This is a genomic window from Erythrobacter sp. GH1-10 (genome assembly GCF_045363165.1).
Taxonomy (GTDB): Bacteria; Pseudomonadota; Alphaproteobacteria; order Sphingomonadales; family Sphingomonadaceae; genus Erythrobacter.
In genome coordinates, this window is sequence record NZ_JBJFLP010000001.1 from 1,704,872 (window position 1) to 1,724,973 (window position 20,102).

Consider the following 20,102-nt stretch of genomic DNA (forward strand, 5'->3'; position numbering starts at 1 on the left):
CCTAGACCAGCTCGACGGCAAGCGCAGTCGCTTCGCCCCCGCCGATGCACAGGCTCGCGACGCCGCGCTTCTTGCCCTGCTGCTTGAGCGCATTGAGCAGCGTCACGATGATGCGGGTACCCGAGGCGCCGATCGGGTGGCCGAGCGCGGTCGCGCCGCCATTCACGTTGATCCGGTCATGCGGGATACCGATGTCGCGCATCGCGAACATCGCAACGCAGGCGAAGGCCTCGTTGACTTCCCACAAATCGACGTCGCCGACTTCCCATCCGGCGTTCTTGAGCACCTTTTCGATGGCGCCGACCGGTGCGACGGTGAAGTCCTTCGGTTCGCGCGCGTGGGCGGCGAGGGCGACAATCTTGGCAATCGGCTGCGCGCCCTTTTCCTTGGCTACGCTCTCGCGTGTAAGCACCACGGCGGCAGCGCCATCGGAGATGGAACTCGAAGTTGCGGCGGTGATCGTGCCGTCCTTGGCGAAGGCCGGACGCAGCTGCGGGATCTTGTCGGGCATACCCTTGCCGGGCTGCTCGTCTACCTCGACCGTGACTTCGCCCTTGCGGGTCGCGAAGGTCACCGGGACGACCTCTTCTGCGAAAGCGCCGGTGGCGATTGCATCGTTGGCCCTGCGGAGCGACTCGATCGAATACGCGTCCTGGTCTTCGCGGGTCAGCTGGTATTCGTCGGCGGTGTCCTGCGCGAAGGTGCCCATCGCGCGGCCTTCCTCGTAAGCGTCCTCCAGCCCGTCGAGGAACATGTGGTCGTAGGCCGTATCATGACCGATGCGCGCGCCCGAGCGGTGCTTCTTGAGCAGGTAGGGCGCGTTTGTCATGCTCTCCATGCCGCCGGCAACGACCATGTCGATCGTGCCGCTGGCTAGCGCTTCCGCGCCCATGATCACGGTCTGCATACCGCTGCCGCATACCTTGTTGACGGTGGTGGCTTCGACCGACTTGGGCAGGCCGGCTTTCAGCGCTGCCTGTCGCGCGGGAGCCTGGCCAAGACCAGCGGGAAGCACGCAGCCCATGTAGGCGCGGTCGATGTCTTCACCGGCAATCCCGGAGCGTTCCACCGCCGCCTTGACGGCAGTTGCACCGAGATCGGTGGCCGACACATCGGAAAGCGCGCCCTGCATGCCGCCCATAGGTGTGCGGGCGTAGGACAGGATCACGATCGGGTCATTGGCGGAAAAGGTCATGGTTTGCTCCCTGGGGAAGGATGGATGTCGTGGCGCCGGTCTAATGCTGCGCTGCGGCAAAGGCAATTCGAACGGCGGGTGAATTCGTATTAGCTTGTCAGTCCCGCGGCTTTGCGCAAGACTGGTCGCAAATCAAAACCAAATTTCCTCTTGGAGAGACCATTATGGCCGACGATCGCCGCGACGAACTCGAAGCCCTGCTCAAACGCCAGCGCGATGCCTTTACCGCGTCGCGCCCCGAAAGCATGTCCATGCGCAAGGATCGGATCAAGCGCGCGATGGCGCTGCTTAAGGAGCATGGCGAGAACCTGTGCAAGGCGATGAGCGCCGATTTCGGCAATCGTTCGATGCACCAGTCGATGTTGACCGACATCGCCGGGACGGTGGGTGCGGGCAAGCACGCACTCAAGCACATGGACAAATGGGCCAAGGGTGAAAAGCGGCCCGTACAGTTCCCGCTCGGGCTGCTCGGCGCCAAGGCCGAAGTGCGTTACGAACCCAAAGGCGTGATCGGTATCCTCAGCCCGTGGAATTTCCCGGTCAATCTCGCATTCGCGCCGCTGATGCAGGTGCTAGCGGCGGGCAATCGCGCGATGATCAAACCGAGCGAGTTTACCGAGCGCACCAGCATGCTGATGGCCGAGTTGGTCGACGAGTATTTCACACCCGATGAAGTCGCGGTGGTGACGGGCGGCCCCGAAGTCGCGGCGGCATTTTCCGAGCTGCCGTTCGATCATCTCGTCTTCACCGGATCGACCCCGACCGGGCGTTTGGTGATGCAGGCGGCGGCCAAGAACCTCGTCCCCGTCACGCTTGAACTCGGCGGCAAGTCGCCTGTTTTCATGGGGCGCAGTGCCGATTTCGCCAAGGCGGGCGAACGCATCGCGCTCGGCAAGATGATGAACGCCGGACAGATCTGCCTCTCGCCCGACTACATGTTTGTCCCCGAGGACAAGCAGGACGAGGCGGTCGCGGGCGTATCGAACGGCGTATCCGCAATGTACCCGACGCTGCTCGAAAACGACGACTACGCCTCGATCGTGTCCGATCGTCATTTCGAGCGCCTCCAGGGCCTCGTCGAGGACGCGCGCGAGAAGGGCGCCGAGGTAATCGAGGTCAATCCGGGCGGCGAGGATTTCAGCAACGCCAACCAGCGCAAGATGCCGCTCAATATCATCAAGAACGTCAATGACGACATGAAGGTCATGCAGGAGGAAATCTTCGGACCGGTGCTGCCGGTGATGACCTACAAGGCGATCGACCAGGCAGTCGATTACGTCAACGAGCACGATCGCCCGCTTGGGCTGTACTATTTCGGCGACGACAAGGACGAGCAGGAGCATGTGCTCACCCGCACGATCTCCGGCGGTGTGACCACAAACGACGTTATCTTCCATGTTTCAATGGAAGACCTGCCGTTCGGCGGGGTGGGTCCGTCGGGCATGGGCAGCTATCACGCGATCGAGGGCTTCAAGGAATTCAGCCACGCTCGCGCGGTGTATCACCAGCCCAAGATCGACATTGCCAAGCTCGGCGGGTTCAAGCCCCCTTATGGCAAAGCTACCGAGAAAGCCGCAGCCGGCATGATGAAGTAGGCAGGATCGGACACGGCTCGCACCCGCTGCGCCGGAGGTTCGATTTTCTGCAACATACATGCTTAGATTTGCCCGAGTCGCACCCTTGCGTGGGGGCGGCGACACGCCTAGACGCGCTCGCTAGGGATTAATCAAGTTGGACAGCGCCGTGGTCGACCTCAGCCAGTATCTCCCGATACTGATATTCATCTTCATCGCCTTCGGGCTTTCCGTCCTGTTCGTGTTCTTGCCGATGGGCGTTTCGCGCCTGACCGGCTCGCACAATCCGGACGCGGAAAAGCTCAGCGAATACGAGTGCGGTTTTCCTGCATTCGAAGATGCGCGTAGCCAGTTCGACGTGCGGTTCTATCTCGTTGCGATCAGCTTCATCATCTTCGACCTCGAAGCCGCGTTCCTGTTTCCCTGGGCGGTAAGTCTCGGTGAAACCCAATGGGTTGGATGGATCGGCATGATGACTTTCCTGTTCATCCTCGCCGTCGGCCTCGCCTATGAATGGAAGAAGGGAGCTCTGGACTGGGAATGAGCACCTCCAACAACACAACGATCATCCCGCCCACCGCGCCGATCGACGCGGCTGAGGCGGCTGCGACCATGCCGACCGCTCGCGGCGGCGAAGTGAAGCGGCCCGACGCCGACTATTTCAACGCGCTCCAGACCGAGGTGAATGACAAGGGTTTCCTTCTCACGTCGACCGAGGACGTGTTCCAGTGGGCGCGCACCGGGTCGCTGTGGTGGATGACCTTCGGCCTGGCGTGCTGCGCGGTCGAGATGATCCACGTCAACATGCCGCGTTACGACATGGAGCGCTTCGGCGCTGCCCCGCGCGCATCCCCGCGCCAGTCGGACCTGATGATCGTCGCCGGCACGCTCTGCAACAAGATGGCTCCGGCGCTGCGCAAGGTCTACGACCAGATGTCCGATCCGAAATACGTGATCAGCATGGGCAGCTGCGCCAATGGCGGCGGCTACTATCACTATTCCTACAGCGTGGTGCGCGGTTGCGACCGCATCGTGCCGGTCGACATCTACGTGCCGGGTTGCCCTCCGACAGCCGAAGCGCTCCTTTATGGCGTGATGCAATTGCAGCGGAAGATCCGCCGTGCCGGGACGATCGAGCGGTAATGGCTGCGCAGCGTCAGATAGGTTCTACGGCTGCCTGCCTGCTGGTACGCGATGTGCGAGCGGCGGCGGAGTATTATGCGGACAAGCTCGGCTTTGTCGCTCCGCAACTGCAGGAAGACGGCAATCCGCCTTTTGCGATCCCGCAACGGGATGATGTGTCCGTGATGCTCGCTCGCGCGCCCCAAGGCAAACCGGTTCAGGCAAATTGCACCGACATCGCCATGTTCAGCGCCTATTTCTGGGTTCGCGATGTTGATGCTCTTTATGAAGAGTTCAACGCAAACGGCGCGGACATCACTGAAAAGCCCACGGACCGAGCCTACGGCATTCGCGAGATCTATGTCCGCGATCTCGATGGTCACCTGATCTGCTTCGGCAGCGATATCGAAGAGACGACGCACTGATGACCGTTCTCCATTCAGCCCCCAAATTCGCCTCCAACGATGGCGTGATCGACACGCTTTCGGAAAGCATCAGCGTGTGGCTTCTCGACGCCGAGGAAGCCCATGGCGAGTGCATCTTCACGGTGCGGCGCGAGGCAATTGCCGACGTGCTTCAGATCCTTCGCGACGAGCACAAATACCAGCAGCTGATGGAAATCGCCGGGGCCGACTATCCCGATCGCGCCGAACGCTTCGAATGCGTCTACATGCTGCTGAGCCTGACGAAGAACCATCGCATCATCGTCAAGTGTTCGACAGACGAAAATACGCCGGTGCCGACCGTCACGACGCTGTGGCCCAACGCCGGATGGCTCGAACGCGAGGTGTTCGACATGTACGGCGTGACTTTCGCGGGCAACAAGGACCTGCGCCGGATTCTCACCGATTACGGCTTCGAAGGGCATCCGTTCCGCAAGGATTTCCCGATGACCGGCTATATCGAGCTGCGCTATTCCGAGGACGAAAAGCGCGTGGTCTACGAGCCGGTCGAACTCGCGCAGGACATGCGCACGTTCGAATTCCTCTCGCCATGGGAGGGTTCGGACTACGTGCTGCCCGGCGATGAAAAGGCCGATGGCGGACCGGATGTCGACAAGCCCAAGGTCACCGAAACGCCCAAGGACACCGGAGCCGGTGAAGAGGCCGAGGAAAACGCCGAGAACGGCACCGACGCGGTCCCGCCCGACATGATCGAAGTCGAAATCGAAGACGGTGGAAAGGAGGGCGAATAATCATGCAACTCGAGGAATCCCCCACCACCGACGGCAAGGTCATCTCGAACTACACGATCAATTTCGGCCCGCAGCACCCTGCAGCGCACGGTGTGTTGCGCATGATCATGGAGCTGGACGGCGAAGTGATCGAGCGGATCGACCCGCATGTCGGCCTGCTACACCGCGGCACCGAAAAGCTGATCGAGCATAAGACGTATCTGCAGGCGCTGCCGTATTTCGACCGGCTCGATTACTGCTCGCCGCTGTGCATGGAGCACTCCTATGTGCTCGCGATCGAGAAGCTGTTGAACCTCGAAGTTCCCGAGCGCGCGCAGTACCTCCGCGTGCTGTTCGCCGAGCTGACGCGCATCTGCAACCACATGCTCAACATGGGGGCGCATGTGCTCGACGTTGGCGCGTTCACGCCGAACTTGTGGATCATGGACCTGCGCGAAGACTGCATGAACTTCTTCGAGCGGGCTTCCGGAGCGCGGATGCACTCGGCGTGGTTCCGACCCGGCGGCGTGCACCAGGATGTGCCCGAAAAGCTGCTGGTCGATATTGGCGACTGGCTCGACAACCGGTTTTTCCAGCTGTTCGACGACGCGATGAGCCTCGTGATGGACAACCGCATCTTCAAGCAGCGCAATGTCGATATCGCCGTGGTGAGCCGCGAGGACGCGGTGGCATGGGGCTTCAGCGGCCCGATGATCCGCGCGGCGGGCATTCCGTGGGATTTGCGCAAATCGCAGCCCTACGATGTCTATGACCGCATGGATTTCGACATCCCGGTCGGCACAAATTCGGATTGCTACGACCGCTTCATGGTGCGCGTGAAGGAAGTGCGCGAGAGCGCCAAGATCATCAAGCAGTGTCTTGCCGAGATGCCATCGGGTCCGGTGGCGAGCACCGACGGTAAGGTTTCCCCGCCCAAGCGCGGCGAGATGAAGCAGTCGATGGAAAGCCTGATCCACCACTTCAAGCTTTACACCGAGGGCTTCCACGTGCCCGAAGGCGAAGTCTATGTCGCGACCGAAAGCCCCAAGGGCGAATTCGGCGTCTATCTCGTCAGCGATGGCACCAACAAGCCGTATCGCTGCAAGATCCGCCCGACCGCGTTCAGCCACCTGCAGGCGATGGACATGATGAGCAAGGGCCACATGCTGCCCGACGCGACCGCGATTCTGGGTGCGATCGACGTGGTGTTCGGGGAGTGTGACCGGTGATCGTTCGATCCGCTCCTTTTATTGCAGCGCTCGTGGCGCTTGCCGCGTGTACGGAGACGGAAGACAGCGTCCCGGAGAATGGCGCCAAAGTTGCGAAGGTCGAGCAGGGAGATTGGAGCTACGAACCCGATCCTGAAAGGCAATACGATCTAGTATCAGACCCGACCGCACCCACGGTTACCGACCTAGAGTCGCGAGGGCTGATCCAGATATGGTCGGATTATGACTCATATGCCTGCGGTCCAGCATGTGATGCTGAATACACCTACGCCTATTTCTACGGGGCTGAGAAGCCAAACGTGAGACAATCTGACAACCCGGTCGCAGATTTGAAGAACGCGTCCGATTTTCTGTGCCCAAATCCTCGCGAAAGGATTTCCCCTGATGACTGGCCTTGCGAACGATTGGAGAAGGAACGGCTAGATGGCTGACCGTTCCCCCGCACCCGATACGCCCGAGCTCCGTGAACGCTGGGGGTCCTTCGAATGGACCAAGGCGAACAAGGCGAAGGCCGACTGGCACATCGCCAAGTATCCCGAAGGCCGTCAGAAATCGGCGGTAATGCCGCTGCTCGACCTTGCCCAGCGGCAAGTCGGCGAGGAAACCGAGACGCAAGGGTGGCTGCCGCTGCCGGTGATCGAATATGTCGCCGCTTATCTCGACATGCCGGTGATCCGCGTGCTCGAAGTCGCGACCTTCTATTTCATGTACAACCTGAAGCCGGTCGGGAAGTACCACGTGCAGGTCTGCGGCACGACGCCGTGCATGCTGCGCGGTTCCGACGACATCATCGCTGCCTGCAAGGCGCGCGGGATGAAGAAGGGCGAGGTCTCCGAAGATGGCCTCTGGACCCTCACCGAAGTCGAATGCATGGGCAATTGCGCCACTGCGCCGATGGTCCAGATCAACGACGACAATTACGAAGACCTGACGGTCGAACGGCTCGACGCCGTCCTCGACGCGCTGGCCAAGGGTGAAACGCCGAAAGCAGGCACGCAGGAACCCGGCCGTCACACCTCCGAACCGAGCGGCGGTCCGACCACGCTCAAGGAAATGGTCGACGCCAATCACGACTACCGGGGCGAATGGTGATGGGCGTCGCCGAACTCCGGCGCACCGCGCGCACCATCATGTCGGCCGGCAGCGCTGCGGCGCTGCTGGGCATCGGCATCATGGTTCACGGTGAGATGGAATTCGGCGACGTGATTCTCGTCGGCGGTCTGGTCGCGCTCGCGATCGGATCGTTCCTGCTCGCGCGCACGCCGATGGGAGACAACAATGTCGACTGAACGCGGAGGTGCAGCATGAACGGAGCAGTGATCGCGCTCGCCATCGCGGGCCTCGTGGGCTTCTTTGCGGGAGCTTATCTCGCCGCGACTGGCAACCGTACGACCGGCATCGCGCTGATGAGTATGGGCCTGATCTTCCAGGTCCTGTGCCTGCGCCAGCTGAAACTCGCTAAGAAGAAGGATATCGACGATGCTGGCTGATAAGGACCGCATCTTCACAAACGTCTACGGCTACCAGGATTGGGGCCTGAAGGCGGCGCAGGCGCGCGGCGACTGGGACAACACCAAGGCGCTGATCGAGCGCGGCCAGGACGCGATCATCGAAGAGATCAAGGCGTCGGGCCTACGCGGGCGGGGCGGGGCAGGCTTCCCGACCGGCCTCAAATGGTCGTTCATGCCCAAGGAATCGAAGGACGGCCGCCCGAGCTTCCTCGTCATCAACGCCGACGAATCCGAGCCCGGTTCGTGCAAGGACCGCGAGATCATCCGCCACGATCCGCACAAGCTGGTCGAGGGCGCATTGCTCGCCGGTTTCGCGATGCGCGCGCGGGCGGCCTATATCTATATTCGCGGCGAATACATCCGCGAAGCCGAGACGCTGCAGGCAGCGATCGACGAAGCCTATGATGCGGGCCTGATCGGCAAGAACGCCAGCGGATCGGGCTACGATTTCGACGTCTTCATGCACCGCGGCGCGGGCGCCTATATCTGCGGCGAAGAAACCGCGATGATCGAGAGCCTCGAAGGCAAGAAGGGCCAGCCGCGTCTCAAGCCGCCATTCCCGGCGGGTGCGGGGCTCTATGGTTGCCCGACCACGGTCAACAATGTCGAGAGCATCGCGGTCGTCCCCACGATCCTGCGGCGCAGCGGGGCATGGTTCAGCTCGTTCGGGCGAGAAAACAACAAGGGGACCAAGCTGTTCCAGATCAGCGGCCATGTCGAAAAGCCGTGCGTGGTCGAAGAGGCGATGAGCATCCCCTTCCGCGAGCTGATCGAGAAGCATTGCGGCGGCATTCGCGGCGGGTGGGACAACCTGCTTGCGGTGATCCCGGGCGGGTCCTCGGTTCCGCTGGTCCCCGCCAAGGATATCATGGACGCCCCGATGGATTTCGACGGGCTCAAGGAGCTTGGCTCCGGCCTTGGTACGGCGGCGGTGATCGTGATGGATAAGTCGACCGATATCGTCCGCGCGATCAGCCGCATCTCCTATTTCTACAAGCATGAAAGCTGCGGCCAGTGCACGCCGTGCCGTGAGGGCACGGGCTGGATGTGGCGCGTGATGGAGCGCCTGCGCACCGGCGATGCGGCGATCGAGGAGATCGACATGCTGCACGAGGTGACCAAGCAGGTCGAAGGACACACCATCTGCGCGCTCGGCGACGCGGCGGCCTGGCCGATCCAGGGCCTGATCCGCCACTTCCGCCCAGAGCTGGAGAAGCGCATCCACGAACACAACGCACAATTCGCAGAGGCGGCGGAATGAAATTCTTGGCCACGCTCTTTTGTGCCGCAATAATGGTGGGCGCTCCGGTCCAGGCTCAGGAAGAACCTGAGGCCAAGACGGGGTCGCGCCTGCAGGCTGAGCCAGAGCCCATGAAGACCAATCCCAAATCCTATAATTCAGATGAGAGCCGCAGGATTGCCAAGAAATTCGGCAATTGTCTTTTCGAGCGCCGCAAAGGCCAGTCGATCAATCTCCTGTCTGTCAGCGACTATTGGGCGATCGACTACGACAATCTCGGAGATGCAGGACATCTCCTCAGTAACCGCATTCTAATGGAGCAATGTCTGGGCAGAGTTGGGCGTCCCGGCATATCGGGCATCGGGATGCGTGTCTCGGACATTGCAATCCGATCGTCTCTGACCGAAGCGGCTTACCTCGATGTTTACGGCGATATGGACGATCCGATCACGATCGATCCGGATGCACCGGAGTTTCTGCCAAATCGCTTTTACGTCGAAGGCCCCACCCTTGAGAATGCTCGTGCGGCTGCGTCGATGTCTGACTGTGTGGTTTATCAAGCACCTGCAAAGGCGCACGCAATCGTTCACACACAACCAGCCAGTCGAGAAGAGAGGGCTGCAATCAAGGATATCGTCCCTGCTTTGGGTAATTGTATTCCCGCAGGCAAGCAGATGAAACTGGACATAGAAAGCATCAGGGCGTTCGTCGCCGAAGGCCTTTGGGCACGGAGCTATTACGGTCCAAAACTCAATAAATCCGAGGGCACAAACTAATGCCTAAAGTCACCGTAGACGGCGAAGAAATCGAAGTCCCGGCAGGCGCTACCGTCCTGCAGGCGTGCGAGCTGGCGGGCAAGGAAATCCCGCGTTTCTGCTATCACGAGCGCCTCAGCATTGCTGGCAACTGCCGCATGTGCCTCGTGGAAGTGAAGCCCGGCCCGCCCAAGCCGCAGGCCTCCTGCGCGCTGCCCGCTGCCGACAATCAGGAAATCCGCACCGACACGCCGATGGTCAAGAAGGCACGCGAAGGGGTGATGGAGTTCCTTCTCATCAACCACCCGCTCGATTGCCCGATCTGCGACCAGGGCGGCGAATGCGACCTGCAGGACCAGGCGGTAGCCTATGGCCGCGGCGGCTCACGCTACGACCGCGAGAACAAGCGCGCGGTGACCGAGAAATATATGGGCCCGCTGATCAAGACGATCATGACCCGCTGCATCCACTGCACCCGCTGCGTGCGCTTCTCCGAAGAGATCGCAGGCGTGGATGAAATCGGCGCGCTTTATCGCGGCGAGGACATGCAGATCACGACCTATCTCGAACAGGCGGCGGCGCACGAGCTTTCGGCCAACGTTATCGACCTGTGCCCGGTCGGCGCTTTGACGTCGCGACCCTATGCCTTCGAAGCGCGCCCTTGGGAGCTTAAACGCACGCTTAGCATCGATGTATCCGATGCGGTCGGCGCGAACATCTCGCTCCATTCGAAGGGCCGCGAAGTCATGCGCGCGCTTCCGCGCATCAATGACGACGTCAACGAGGAATGGCTTTCGGACAAAGGCCGCTACCAGGTCGATGGGTTGTCGAAGCGTCGGCTCGACAAAGTGTTCATGCGTAAGGGCGGCAAATTGCAGCCTGCCTCGTGGCAGGAAGCGTTCGATGCGATTGCAGGACAGCTCGAAGGCAAGAAATCGAGCATTGCTGCCGTCGCAGGCGACATGGTCGATTGCGAAACGATGTTCGCCGCCAAGGAGCTGCTCAAGGCGTGCGGTTCCTCGCTGGTCGAGGCGCGCCAGACCGGCATGACGTATGATGTCTCGAACATCGCGGCGGTCAATTTCAACTCGACGCTTGCGGGCATCGAGACCGCCGATTGCATCCTGATTGTCGGCAGCCATGTTCGCTGGGAAGCGCCGCTGGTGAACGTCCGCCTGCGCAAGGCGGTGAAGAACGGCGCGAAGGTGATCGTGGTCGGCCCCGAATGGGAAACGACCTATCCGGCGGAATTCCTCGGGCAAGATCTCAAGATCCTGAACCGGGTGCCCAAGGCCTTGGGCGATGCGATGAAGGATGCGGAACGGCCCGCAGTGATCCTCGGCGGCGCGGCTTTGGCGAACGGCGCGCTCGCACCGGCGCTCAAGCTGGTCGACAAGTTCGACCTCGTGAAGGATGGCTGGAACGGGTTCAACGTGCTGCACATGAGCGCAGCGCGGATGGGCTCGCTGATGCTCGATTTCACCGTGCCGGGCGGCATGGCCGACATCGCGGCGAAGAAGCCGAAGGTGCTGCTTAGCCTCGGCGCGGACGAGATGGATTACGAACCGTTCGCGGACAGCCTCAAGGTCTATATCGGCCATCACGGTGATGTCGGCGCGCATGCGGCGGACATCATCCTGCCCGCGGCGAGCTATGCCGAGAAGGACGGAACCTACGTCAACACCGAAGGCCGGGTGCAATTCGCCGAAAAGGCGGTGTTCGCGCCGGGCGATGCGCGCGAGGACTGGACGATCCTGCGCGCGCTTGCCGATGCGCTGGGCGTGAATGTCCGCTTCGACAGCTTCACCGAGCTGCAGGGCCAGATGATCGCCGAAGTGCCCGCGCTGGGCGAAGAGGGGCTGGCGGATTACGGAGCGCTGCCCAAGGCGGAAAGCGGCGCGAAGGTGGAAGGCTCGATCAGCGCCTATCCGATCAAGGACTTCTACCTCACCAATCCGATCGCCCGGGCAAGCGCGGTCATGCAGCAATGCTCGGCTGAATTGCTGCATGCCGACGAAATCAAGGAGGCGGCGGAGTGAGTGACGTTGACGGCCTTGTGATCACATTCAGCCTGATTTTTGGCGTTCTTGCGGCAATTGCCATCGTAAGCTGGTTCGCGCGGCGTTCATATCGCCGCACACGAAAGGACGCGCGCCTCATGAAGAAAAGTCTTGGCATCTACGTGGCCGATGAAGCTTCATATGACGCCGGTTTTGATGGTGGATTCGATGGCGGCGGCGACGGCGGAGGAGGAGGCGACTGATGACCGAATTCTTCCAATCTTTCGGCATGCCCTACGAATGGGCGTGGACCGTGGCGACGCTGGTCGGGATCCTCACGATCTCGCTGCTCGTGATGTTCTCGGTCGCGATGGTGATCTATGTCGACCGCAAGGTGCTCGGCGCGATCATGCTGCGTCGCGGGCCGAACGTGGTTGGCCCGTTCGGGCTGCTGCAAAGCTTCGCCGACGGGCTCAAGGTGTTCCTCCAGGAAACCATCATCCCGAGCGCCGCGAACAAGGGCATCTTCCTGCTCGCGCCGATCATCACCTTCACCGTCGCGCTCGCCGCGTGGGCAGTGATTCCGTTCTGGGACGGGGGCGTGGTGGCGGACATCAATGTCGGCCTGCTCTACATCCTCGCGATCAGCTCTTTGGGCGTTTACGGCGTGGTGATGAGCGGGTGGGCGTCGAATTCGAAATACCCGTTCTTCTCCGCCATGCGCGCCGCCGCGCAGATGATCTCCTACGAGGTCTCGATAGGCTTCATCCTCGTTTGCGTCGTGCTGTGGGCGGGGACGTTCAACATGAGCGGCATCGTGATGGCGCAGCAGGGCCACGGACTTGGTGTCGTGAACGGGTTCTTCTTCAACCCGCTGCTGTTCCCGATGTTCGTGGTGTTCTTCATCTCGGCACTGGCCGAGACCGCGCGCGCGCCGTTCGACCTGACCGAGGCGGAATCGGAGCTCGTCGCCGGGTACCAGACCGAATATTCGAGCATGGCATTCGCGCTGTTCTGGCTAGGTGAGTACGCCAACATCCTGCTGATGTGCTCGCTGTGCACGCTGCTGTTCTTCGGCGGGTGGCTGCCCCCGGTCGAGCTTGAGATCCTTTACTGGGTCCCGGGGATCGTGTGGTTCCTGCTCAAGACCTTCGTGTTCTTCTTCATGTTCAGCTGGATCTGGGCGACCGTCCCCCGGTACCGCTACGACCAGCTGATGCGGCTTGGCTGGAAGGTATTCCTGCCGATGAGCCTGATCTTTGTTGCTGCAATTAGCGGCTACCTAATGGCGACGGGGCATTTCGGCAAAGACCTTTCGCGTCTTGGTTCAGCCGAGCCGACGGTCGAGGAATTGGCGCTGGTAGAGGCTTCATCTGTTTGTCAGCTTCGAACGCCGGCCAACTACGAAAACCAATCCGTTGCTCCGACGAACGTCTACATCAAACGAGATTGGCGCGATAATCCGAGCAATCAGATTGAGATAGTTTACCCCGAGAAGTGGTCTGGGAAGCTCGAGTTTGAGATGACCGCGTCTAACGGGTTTGGCGGGAGTGGCCCTCTCAATTGGGTTGACGAACCAAGGCCTGTGAAGTTCGGATTGGGCGTCACCGACGTGATCCTCGATGACGGACCAGCATCCATCCTCTTTCTTGAATCTGAAACGAACCCCTTGATGGGCGATTGCCGCCCAGCGTCGAGGCTCAAAGCATGACCACCGCAACCCAGCTCCTCAAATCGTTCACCCTGTTCGAGTTCCTCAAGGCGCACGCGCTGACCTTGAAGTACTTCTTCAAGCCGAAGGTGACGATCAACTATCCCTTTGAAAAGTCGCCGCTCTCCCCGCGTTTTCGTGGTGAACACGCGCTCCGCCGTTATCCCAATGGCGAGGAGCGCTGCATCGCGTGCAAGCTGTGCGAGGCGATCTGCCCGGCACAGGCGATCACGATCGAGAGCGAACCGCGCGAGGACGGCAGCCGCCGCACCACGCGCTACGACATCGACATGACGAAGTGCATCTATTGCGGTTTCTGCCAGGAAGCCTGCCCGGTGGATGCCATCGTCGAGGGGCCGAACTTCGAATACTCCACCGAAACCCGCGAGGAGCTGCTCTACGACAAGGCCAAGCTGCTTGCGAATGGTGACAAATGGGAACGGGCCATCGCGGCCAATCTTGAAGCCGATGCACCCTATCGTTAGGGGCCTGCGCGGGACGGAAAAACAGGGATCATGATTCAAGCCATAGCCTTCTACCTGTTCGCAGGGCTTGTCATCGCAAGCGCCGTCATGGTGATCATGGCGCGCAACCCGGTGCACAGCGTCCTGTGGCTGATTCTCGCCTTCTTCAACGCGGCGGGCCTGATGGTGCTCGTCGGCGCCGAATTCATCGCGATGCTGCTGGTGATCGTGTACGTGGGCGCAGTCGCGGTGCTGTTCCTGTTCGTGGTGATGATGCTCGACATCGATTTCGCCGCCATGCGCGCGAGCTTCATCCGCAATTTCCCGCTCGGCATCGCGATCGCCGCGATCCTGCTTGCCGAACTGCTGCTGGGCGTTGGCGCGTATAATGCGGGCGGACTCGAGCTCGGCACCGCCGACGGCTCCGCGGCGCAGGGCGTCGGTCAAAGCAATATCGAGGCTATCGGCGGGCTGCTCTACGGCCGCTACATCCTGCTGTTCGAGATTGCGGGCATCATCCTGCTGGTCGCGATGATCGGCGCGATCGTGCTGACCTTCCAGGCGCCGCCGCCGGGTATCCGCGCGCGCCAGGATGTCGGCAAGCAGATCCGCCGCCGCCCGGAAGAGGCTACTGTCATGAAGAACCCCGAAGTGGGGCAGGGGGTCGAGCTGTGATCTCTTCTAGGAGCCACGTCGCCCCTGCGCAGGCAGGGGCCCAAATAAGCTTACGTCAAGCGTGCCATGCCCGTCATCTGGACCCCTGCCTTCGCAGGGGTGACGGTTGGAGGAAGTCGGCATGATTGGTATCGAACACTACCTCGTCGTGGGCGCGATCCTGTTCGTGCTCGGCGTGCTGGGAATTTTCCTCAACCGCAAGAACGTTATCGTCATCCTGATGGCGGTCGAGTTGATCCTGCTCGCGGTGAACATCAATCTGGTCGCTTTCAGTGCCTTTATGGACGACCTTGTCGGCCAAGTGTTCGCGATGCTGGTCCTGACCGTCGCCGCCGCTGAAGCGGCGATCGGGCTTGCGATACTCGTCATCTACTATCGCGGACGCGGCACTATCGCGGTCGACGATGTGAACCGGATGAAGGGATAAGCACCGGTGCAATCGATCCTTCTCATCGTTTTCCTGCCCTTGCTTGCGTCCATCGTCGCGGGGCTGACCAACAAGGCTGCGCCGAGCGTGTTCGCCAAGTCGATCACGACCGGCGCGCTGTTCGTCTCTGCGGCGCTTAGCTGGCCGATCTTCCTCGGGTTCCTCAACGGGAGCATGACTGCCGAAGTCGTGCCGGTGCTCAAATGGGTGCAATCGGGCGACATGACCTTCGACTGGGCGCTGCGTGTCGACGCGCTGACCGCCGTCATGCTGGTCGTCATCAACACCGTCTCGGCGCTCGTGCACCTCTATTCGTGGGGGTACATGGAGGAAGACCCGGATCAGCCGCGCTTCTTCGCCTATCTCTCGCTGTTCACCTTCGCGATGCTGATGCTGGTGACCGCCGACAACCTCGTCCAGATGTTCTTCGGATGGGAAGGCGTGGGGCTCGCGAGCTACCTGCTGATCGGGTTCTGGTTCAAGAAGCCGAGCGCAGGGGCCGCCGCGATCAAGGCCTTCGTGGTCAACCGTGTGGGCGATCTCGGCTTCATGCTCGGTATCTTCGGCACGTTCCTCGTATTCCAGACGACCTCGATACCGGCGATCCTCGAAGCCGCGCCTGCAATGTCGGGCAGCACCATCGGCTTCCTCGGCATGCGCCTCTACACCATGGATATCCTGTGCATTCTGTTGTTCATCGGCGCGATGGGCAAATCGGCGCAGCTGTTCCTGCACACCTGGTTGCCTGACGCGATGGAAGGCCCGACACCGGTTTCCGCGCTGATCCACGCGGCGACCATGGTGACTGCGGGCGTGTTCATGGTTTGCCGCCTGTCGCCGATGTTCGAGACCGCGCCGACTGCGCTGATGATCGTAACAGTGATCGGGGCCGCAACCTGCTTCTTCGCCGCGACCATCGGCACGACGCAGTGGGACATCAAGCGGGTGATCGCCTATTCCACCTGTTCGCAGCTGGGCTACATGTTCTTCGCCGCGGGCGTCGGTGCCTATGGCGTCGCGATGTTCCACCTGTTCACCCACGCCTTCTTCAAGGCGCTGCTGTTCCTCGGCGCGGGCTCGGTGATCCACTCGATGCACCACGAGCAGGACATGCGCTACTACGGCGGCCTGCGTAAGCACATCCCGGTCACGTTCTGGGCGATGATGGCGGGCACGCTCGCGATCACGGGGCTGGGCGTCTATCACTTGGGCGTGGGCTTTGCGGGCTTCTGGTCGAAGGATGCGATCCTCGAAGTCGCCTTCGCCCGCGGAACGGAAATTTCGACCATGGCGTTCTGGCTCGGCGTCACGGCTGCGCTGCTGACCAGCTTCTACAGCTGGCGCCTGATGTTCCTTACCTTCTGGGGCAAGCCGCGCTGGATCGAGAGCGAGCACATCCAGCACTCCGTCCACAAGACGCCCGAAGAGGCGGGCGCGGACACCACCGGCGGATACCACCCGCACGAAAGCCCTGTGTCGATGCTCGTCCCGCTCGGTCTGCTGACGGTCGGCGCGGTCGCGGCCGGTCAGGTTTTCGCACCGAGCTTCCTCGACGATGCAGCCTTCTGGGCCGGTTCGATCTTCTACAACGAGAACCTCATCCATGCGATGCACGCGGTGCCATACTGGGTGAAGTATTCGGCCTTCGTCGTGATGGTGATCGGCTTTACCGGAGCCTATTTCTCCTACATCGCCAAGCCCGACATCCCGGGCAAGTTCGTCGCCGCGTTCCCGTGGCTGCACCGCTTCGTTTACAACAAGTGGTACTTCGACGAGCTGTATGACCGCGTCTTCGTTAAGCCGGCTTTCTGGTTCGGCCGCCAGTTCTGGAAACTCGGCGATATCGGCACGATCGACCGCTTCGGCCCCAACGGCATAGCCTGGGTCGTGCAGCGCAGCTCGGTCGCGGCCAAGACGATCCAGTCCGGCTATCTCTACACTTACGCGCTGATCATGCTGCTCGGCCTGATCGCGGCAATTACCTGGGTTCTGCTGTAATGGACGGCTTTCCGATCCTCACCACGATGATGCTGGTGCCGCTCGTCGGCGGCCTGTTGTGCCTGTTTGCCGGCGACGCAGCCTCGCGCGGCGTCGCGCTGGCGACCACTCTCGCGACCTTCGTGCTGGGCGTGCTGCTGTGGGCCAATTTCGAGATCGGCGGAGCGCAGTGGCAGTTCACCGAGCGCGCCGAGCTTTTCGCAGGTTTTTCCTATGCGCTCGGGATCGACGGCATCGCGCTGATGCTGATCATGCTCAGCGTGTTCCTGATGCCGATTTGCGTGCTCGCCAGCTGGACTTCGATCACCAAGCGCGTCGGCGAATACATGGCGGCCTTCCTGTTCATGGAAGTGCTGATGATCGGCGTGTTCGCCGCGCAGGACCTGTTCCTGTTCTACATTTTCTTCGAGGCGGGCCTGATCCCGATGTACCTCATCATCGGTGTGTGGGGCGGGGACAACCGCATCTACGCGAGCTACAAGTTCTTTCTCTACACGCTGCTCGGATCGGTATTGATGCTGATCGCGATGTTCTGGATGGTCGCCGAAGCGGGTACCTCCGACATCCCGACGCTTATGCAGTACGATTTCCCGGCCAGCGCGCAGTTCTGGCTGTTCCTCGCTTTCTTCGCGAGCTTCGCGGTGAAGATGCCGATGTGGCCGGTGCATACGTGGCTGCCCGACGCGCACGTGCAGGCGCCGACCGCCGGCTCGGTCATCCTCGCAGGCGTGCTGCTCAAACTCGGCGGATATGGCTTCATCCGCTTCAGCCTGCCGATGTTTCCCGAGGCCTCGGGCGAGCTTGCCTGGCTTATCTTTGCGCTCAGCATGGTCGCGGTCGTCTACACCTCGCTCGTCGCGCTGGTTCAGCACGACATGAAGAAGCTGATCGCCTATTCCTCGGTCGCGCATATGGCGCTGGTCACTGCGGGCCTGTTCGCCTTCAATGTCCAGGGCCTCGAAGGCGCGATGATGATCATGCTCGGCCACGGCCTCGTCTCGGGCGCGCTGTTCCTGTGCGTCGGCGTGATCTACGACCGGCTGCACACGCGCGAGATCGACCGTTACGGCGGGCTCAGCATCAACATGCCGTTCTACGCGAGCTTCTTCCTGCTGTTCACCATGGCAAGCGTCGGCCTGCCGGGCACGAGCAACTTCATCGGTGAATTCCTCGCGCTGGCGGGTATCTATCAGACCTCGACCTGGGTGGCGCTCGTCTGCACCACCGGGATCATCCTTGGCGCAGGCTACATGCTTTACCTTTACCGCCGCGTGGCCTTCGGCGCGCAGAAGAACGAAGACGCGGCTGCCATGCCCGACATGGATGCGCGCGAATGGACCATGATGGGGGCGATCGCAGCCGTGGTGCTATGGATGGGCGTCTATCCCGAGAGCTTCCTCGCGCCCATGCGCGCCGACATTGCTGCGCTCGATGCGCGGATTGCGGCGGCTGCGCCTGCCGATGACAGCCAGCTCGCCGATGGCCCCGCACGAGCTGAGGCGGCCAACGCCATCGAGTTTCATGCTGGCGAAGGGGAGGCGCACTGATGGACTTCGCAGCCTCCTTCGCGCTGATCGCGCCCGAACTTCTCCTGACTGGCGCGGGACTGGCCCTGCTCATGGTTGCGGCGTGGGGCGGGGACAAAGCCGCTCGCTTTAACGCCATCGCCGCTGCCGCCGCGCTGTTCGGCGCAGGGTTCATGCTCGTTCCGGGCCTGCACTTCGGCACCGATGGGCCGGAAGTGATGGCATTCGGCGGATTGCTAAGGGTGGACAGCTTCGCGCTGTTCGCGAAGGCACTGATCTACCTCGCCGCCATCGGCTGTCTGATGGTCGCGCCGGCGTTCTTCAACAGTGCGGCTGCGGGCACCGAACGCGGGATGCGCGCGGAGTATCCGGTGCTGATTCTGTTCGCCGTTCTCGGTATGAGCATCATGGTCTCGGCAAACGATTTCATGTCGCTTTACCTCGGGCTCGAGCTCAACAGCCTCTCCTCCTACGTTCTCGCGGCCATCCTGCGTAAGGATGATCGCTCGGCAGAAGCCGGCCTGAAGTACTTCGTTTTGGGCGCGCTTGCCTCGGGCATCCTGCTTTACGGCATGAGCCTGCTCTACGGCTTCACCGGCGGTACCGATTTCGCGACCGTTCGCGCGGGTCTGACCGGCGAACTTTCGACCGGCGCTCTGTTCGGGCTCATCTTTGTCCTCGCTGGCCTTGCCTTCAAGATCGCTGCCGTGCCGTTCCACATGTGGACCCCCGACGTCTATGAGGGCGCCCCGACCCCGGTCACCGCCTTCTTCGCGACCGCCCCCAAGGTTGCCGCCGTCGCATTGACGGCGCGCGTGGTGGTCGAGGTGTTCGGCAGCCAGGTCCTCGCCTGGCAGCAGATCGTGATGTTCGCCGCACTCGCTTCGATCGTATTCGGCGCGCTCGGCGCAATCGGGCAGGAAAACCTCAAGCGCCTGCTCGCCTATTCATCGATCAACAATGTCGGTTTCATCCTGCTGGGCCTCGCTGTCGCAACCGAAGCGGGTGTCAGCGCGATGCTCGTGTATCTCTTCATCTATGTCGCGATGAGCCTTGGTGGCTTTGTCGCGCTTTTGATGCTGAGGAGCGAAGATGGCGATCTGTTCGAAACCTTCGCCGACATCCGCGGGCTTTCGGTAACCAAGCCGGCTATCGCGTGGTGCCTGTTGCTGACGATGTTCAGCCTCGCCGGCATCCCGCCGCTTCTCGGTTTCTACAGCAAGTTCGTGGTGTTCCAGGCGACCGTCGAAGCGGGCCTGATCGCATTCGGCGCGATCGCCATCGCGGCGAGCGTCATCGGCGCGTTCTACTACATCAAGTTCGTCAAAGTGATGTTCTTCGATGAACCCGCCGATGTAGTGAAAGGCCAGAGCGGCGCGGCGCATTGGGTGCTGCTGTTCCTGACCGCCGCGATTATTTCCCCGCTCGGTTACCTGCTCACGCCTTCGATTACCGATCTGGCAGACAAGGCGGCCGCTGCGCTGTCGATGGGGGTCTGACG

At 61.6% G+C, this 20,102-nt stretch carries 20 protein-coding genes and 1 pseudogene; 20 read left to right on the forward strand and 1 reads right to left on the reverse strand.

The features are described from left to right. Position 1: 1 nt before the first annotated feature. A complete protein-coding gene (locus ACI5KX_RS08410; RefSeq protein ID WP_406810223.1) occupies positions 2-1,195 on the reverse strand; it encodes a thiolase family protein in 1,194 nt (397 codons plus the stop codon). Positions 1,196-1,359: 164 nt separating this feature from the next. On the opposite strand from ACI5KX_RS08410, the gene ACI5KX_RS08415 reads away from it, so the two are divergent. From ACI5KX_RS08415 to nuoN, 20 genes and pseudogenes are all read left to right on the forward strand, one after another. Beyond that, the gene (locus ACI5KX_RS08415; RefSeq protein WP_406810224.1) at positions 1,360-2,790 is read left to right on the forward strand and encodes a coniferyl aldehyde dehydrogenase; all 1,431 of its coding nucleotides are present in this window, start codon (positions 1,360-1,362) and stop codon (positions 2,788-2,790) included. A gap of 148 nt (positions 2,791-2,938) precedes the next feature. Further along, complete coding sequence (locus tag ACI5KX_RS08420; protein WP_406811343.1) at positions 2,939-3,313, forward strand: NADH-quinone oxidoreductase subunit A; 375 nt, start codon at positions 2,939-2,941, stop codon at positions 3,311-3,313. A gap of 68 nt (positions 3,314-3,381) precedes the next feature. Next, positions 3,382-3,912: a NuoB/complex I 20 kDa subunit family protein gene (locus tag ACI5KX_RS08425; protein ID WP_406811344.1), complete on the forward strand. Its 531-nt coding sequence runs from the start codon at positions 3,382-3,384 to the stop codon at positions 3,910-3,912. Further along, positions 3,912-4,316, forward strand: a complete 405-nt coding sequence (locus ACI5KX_RS08430; RefSeq protein ID WP_406810225.1) for a VOC family protein — start codon at positions 3,912-3,914, stop codon at positions 4,314-4,316. The genes ACI5KX_RS08425 and ACI5KX_RS08430 overlap by 1 nt, the downstream gene beginning before the upstream one ends. Then, on the forward strand, positions 4,316-5,086 hold the full coding sequence (locus ACI5KX_RS08435) for an NADH-quinone oxidoreductase subunit C (RefSeq protein ID WP_406810226.1): 771 nt from the start codon (positions 4,316-4,318) through the stop codon (positions 5,084-5,086). The genes ACI5KX_RS08430 and ACI5KX_RS08435 overlap by 1 nt, the downstream gene beginning before the upstream one ends. Next, the gene (locus ACI5KX_RS08440; protein ID WP_406811345.1) at positions 5,083-6,294 is read left to right on the forward strand and encodes an NADH-quinone oxidoreductase subunit D; all 1,212 of its coding nucleotides are present in this window, start codon (positions 5,083-5,085) and stop codon (positions 6,292-6,294) included. The genes ACI5KX_RS08435 and ACI5KX_RS08440 overlap by 4 nt, the downstream gene beginning before the upstream one ends. Positions 6,295-6,717: 423 nt before the next feature. Beyond that, positions 6,718-7,386 carry an NADH-quinone oxidoreductase subunit NuoE gene (gene nuoE / locus ACI5KX_RS08445; protein ID WP_406810227.1) on the forward strand — a complete coding sequence of 223 codons (669 nt, stop codon included), beginning with the start codon at positions 6,718-6,720 and terminating at the stop codon, positions 7,384-7,386. Then, positions 7,386-7,583, forward strand: a complete 198-nt coding sequence (locus ACI5KX_RS08450) for a hypothetical protein (protein WP_406810228.1) — start codon at positions 7,386-7,388, stop codon at positions 7,581-7,583. Before nuoE ends, ACI5KX_RS08450 begins: the two co-directional genes overlap by 1 nt. 15 nt (positions 7,584-7,598) lie before the next feature. Next, positions 7,599-7,784 (forward strand): hypothetical protein, encoded by a 186-nt coding sequence (locus tag ACI5KX_RS08455; RefSeq protein ID WP_406810229.1) that lies wholly within the window; start codon positions 7,599-7,601, stop codon positions 7,782-7,784. Continuing rightward, positions 7,774-9,066 (forward strand): NADH-quinone oxidoreductase subunit NuoF, encoded by a 1,293-nt coding sequence (nuoF, locus tag ACI5KX_RS08460; RefSeq protein ID WP_406810230.1) that lies wholly within the window; start codon positions 7,774-7,776, stop codon positions 9,064-9,066. Before ACI5KX_RS08455 ends, nuoF begins: the two co-directional genes overlap by 11 nt. Further along, complete coding sequence (locus ACI5KX_RS08465) at positions 9,063-9,821, forward strand: hypothetical protein (RefSeq protein WP_406810231.1); 759 nt, start codon at positions 9,063-9,065, stop codon at positions 9,819-9,821. Before nuoF ends, ACI5KX_RS08465 begins: the two co-directional genes overlap by 4 nt. Further along, positions 9,821-11,839 carry an NADH-quinone oxidoreductase subunit NuoG gene (nuoG, locus tag ACI5KX_RS08470; RefSeq protein WP_406810232.1) on the forward strand — a complete coding sequence of 673 codons (2,019 nt, stop codon included), beginning with the start codon at positions 9,821-9,823 and terminating at the stop codon, positions 11,837-11,839. Before ACI5KX_RS08465 ends, nuoG begins: the two co-directional genes overlap by 1 nt. Continuing rightward, positions 11,836-12,063: a hypothetical protein gene (locus ACI5KX_RS08475; protein ID WP_406810233.1), complete on the forward strand. Its 228-nt coding sequence runs from the start codon at positions 11,836-11,838 to the stop codon at positions 12,061-12,063. The genes nuoG and ACI5KX_RS08475 overlap by 4 nt, the downstream gene beginning before the upstream one ends. Beyond that, positions 12,063-13,106: pseudogene (gene nuoH / locus ACI5KX_RS08480) on the forward strand (NADH-quinone oxidoreductase subunit NuoH); the annotation flags it as partial. The gene ACI5KX_RS08475 and the pseudogene nuoH, both read left to right, overlap by 1 nt. Before the next feature lie 401 nt (positions 13,107-13,507). After that, on the forward strand, positions 13,508-13,996 hold the full coding sequence (gene nuoI / locus ACI5KX_RS08485; protein ID WP_406810234.1) for an NADH-quinone oxidoreductase subunit NuoI: 489 nt from the start codon (positions 13,508-13,510) through the stop codon (positions 13,994-13,996). A gap of 30 nt (positions 13,997-14,026) precedes the next feature. Then, on the forward strand, positions 14,027-14,650 hold the full coding sequence (locus ACI5KX_RS08490; RefSeq protein ID WP_406810235.1) for an NADH-quinone oxidoreductase subunit J: 624 nt from the start codon (positions 14,027-14,029) through the stop codon (positions 14,648-14,650). A gap of 121 nt (positions 14,651-14,771) precedes the next feature. Further along, positions 14,772-15,077 (forward strand): NADH-quinone oxidoreductase subunit NuoK, encoded by a 306-nt coding sequence (gene nuoK / locus ACI5KX_RS08495; RefSeq protein WP_406810236.1) that lies wholly within the window; start codon positions 14,772-14,774, stop codon positions 15,075-15,077. A 6-nt stretch (positions 15,078-15,083) separates the two neighbouring features. Beyond that, complete coding sequence (gene nuoL, locus ACI5KX_RS08500) at positions 15,084-17,075, forward strand: NADH-quinone oxidoreductase subunit L (protein WP_406810237.1); 1,992 nt, start codon at positions 15,084-15,086, stop codon at positions 17,073-17,075. Next, a complete protein-coding gene (locus ACI5KX_RS08505; RefSeq protein ID WP_406810238.1) occupies positions 17,075-18,622 on the forward strand; it encodes an NADH-quinone oxidoreductase subunit M in 1,548 nt (515 codons plus the stop codon). Before nuoL ends, ACI5KX_RS08505 begins: the two co-directional genes overlap by 1 nt. Further along, positions 18,622-20,100, forward strand: coding sequence for an NADH-quinone oxidoreductase subunit NuoN (gene nuoN, locus ACI5KX_RS08510; RefSeq protein WP_406810239.1), 1,479 nt, complete (start codon positions 18,622-18,624; stop codon positions 20,098-20,100). The genes ACI5KX_RS08505 and nuoN overlap by 1 nt, the downstream gene beginning before the upstream one ends. Positions 20,101-20,102: the final 2 nt, after the last annotated feature.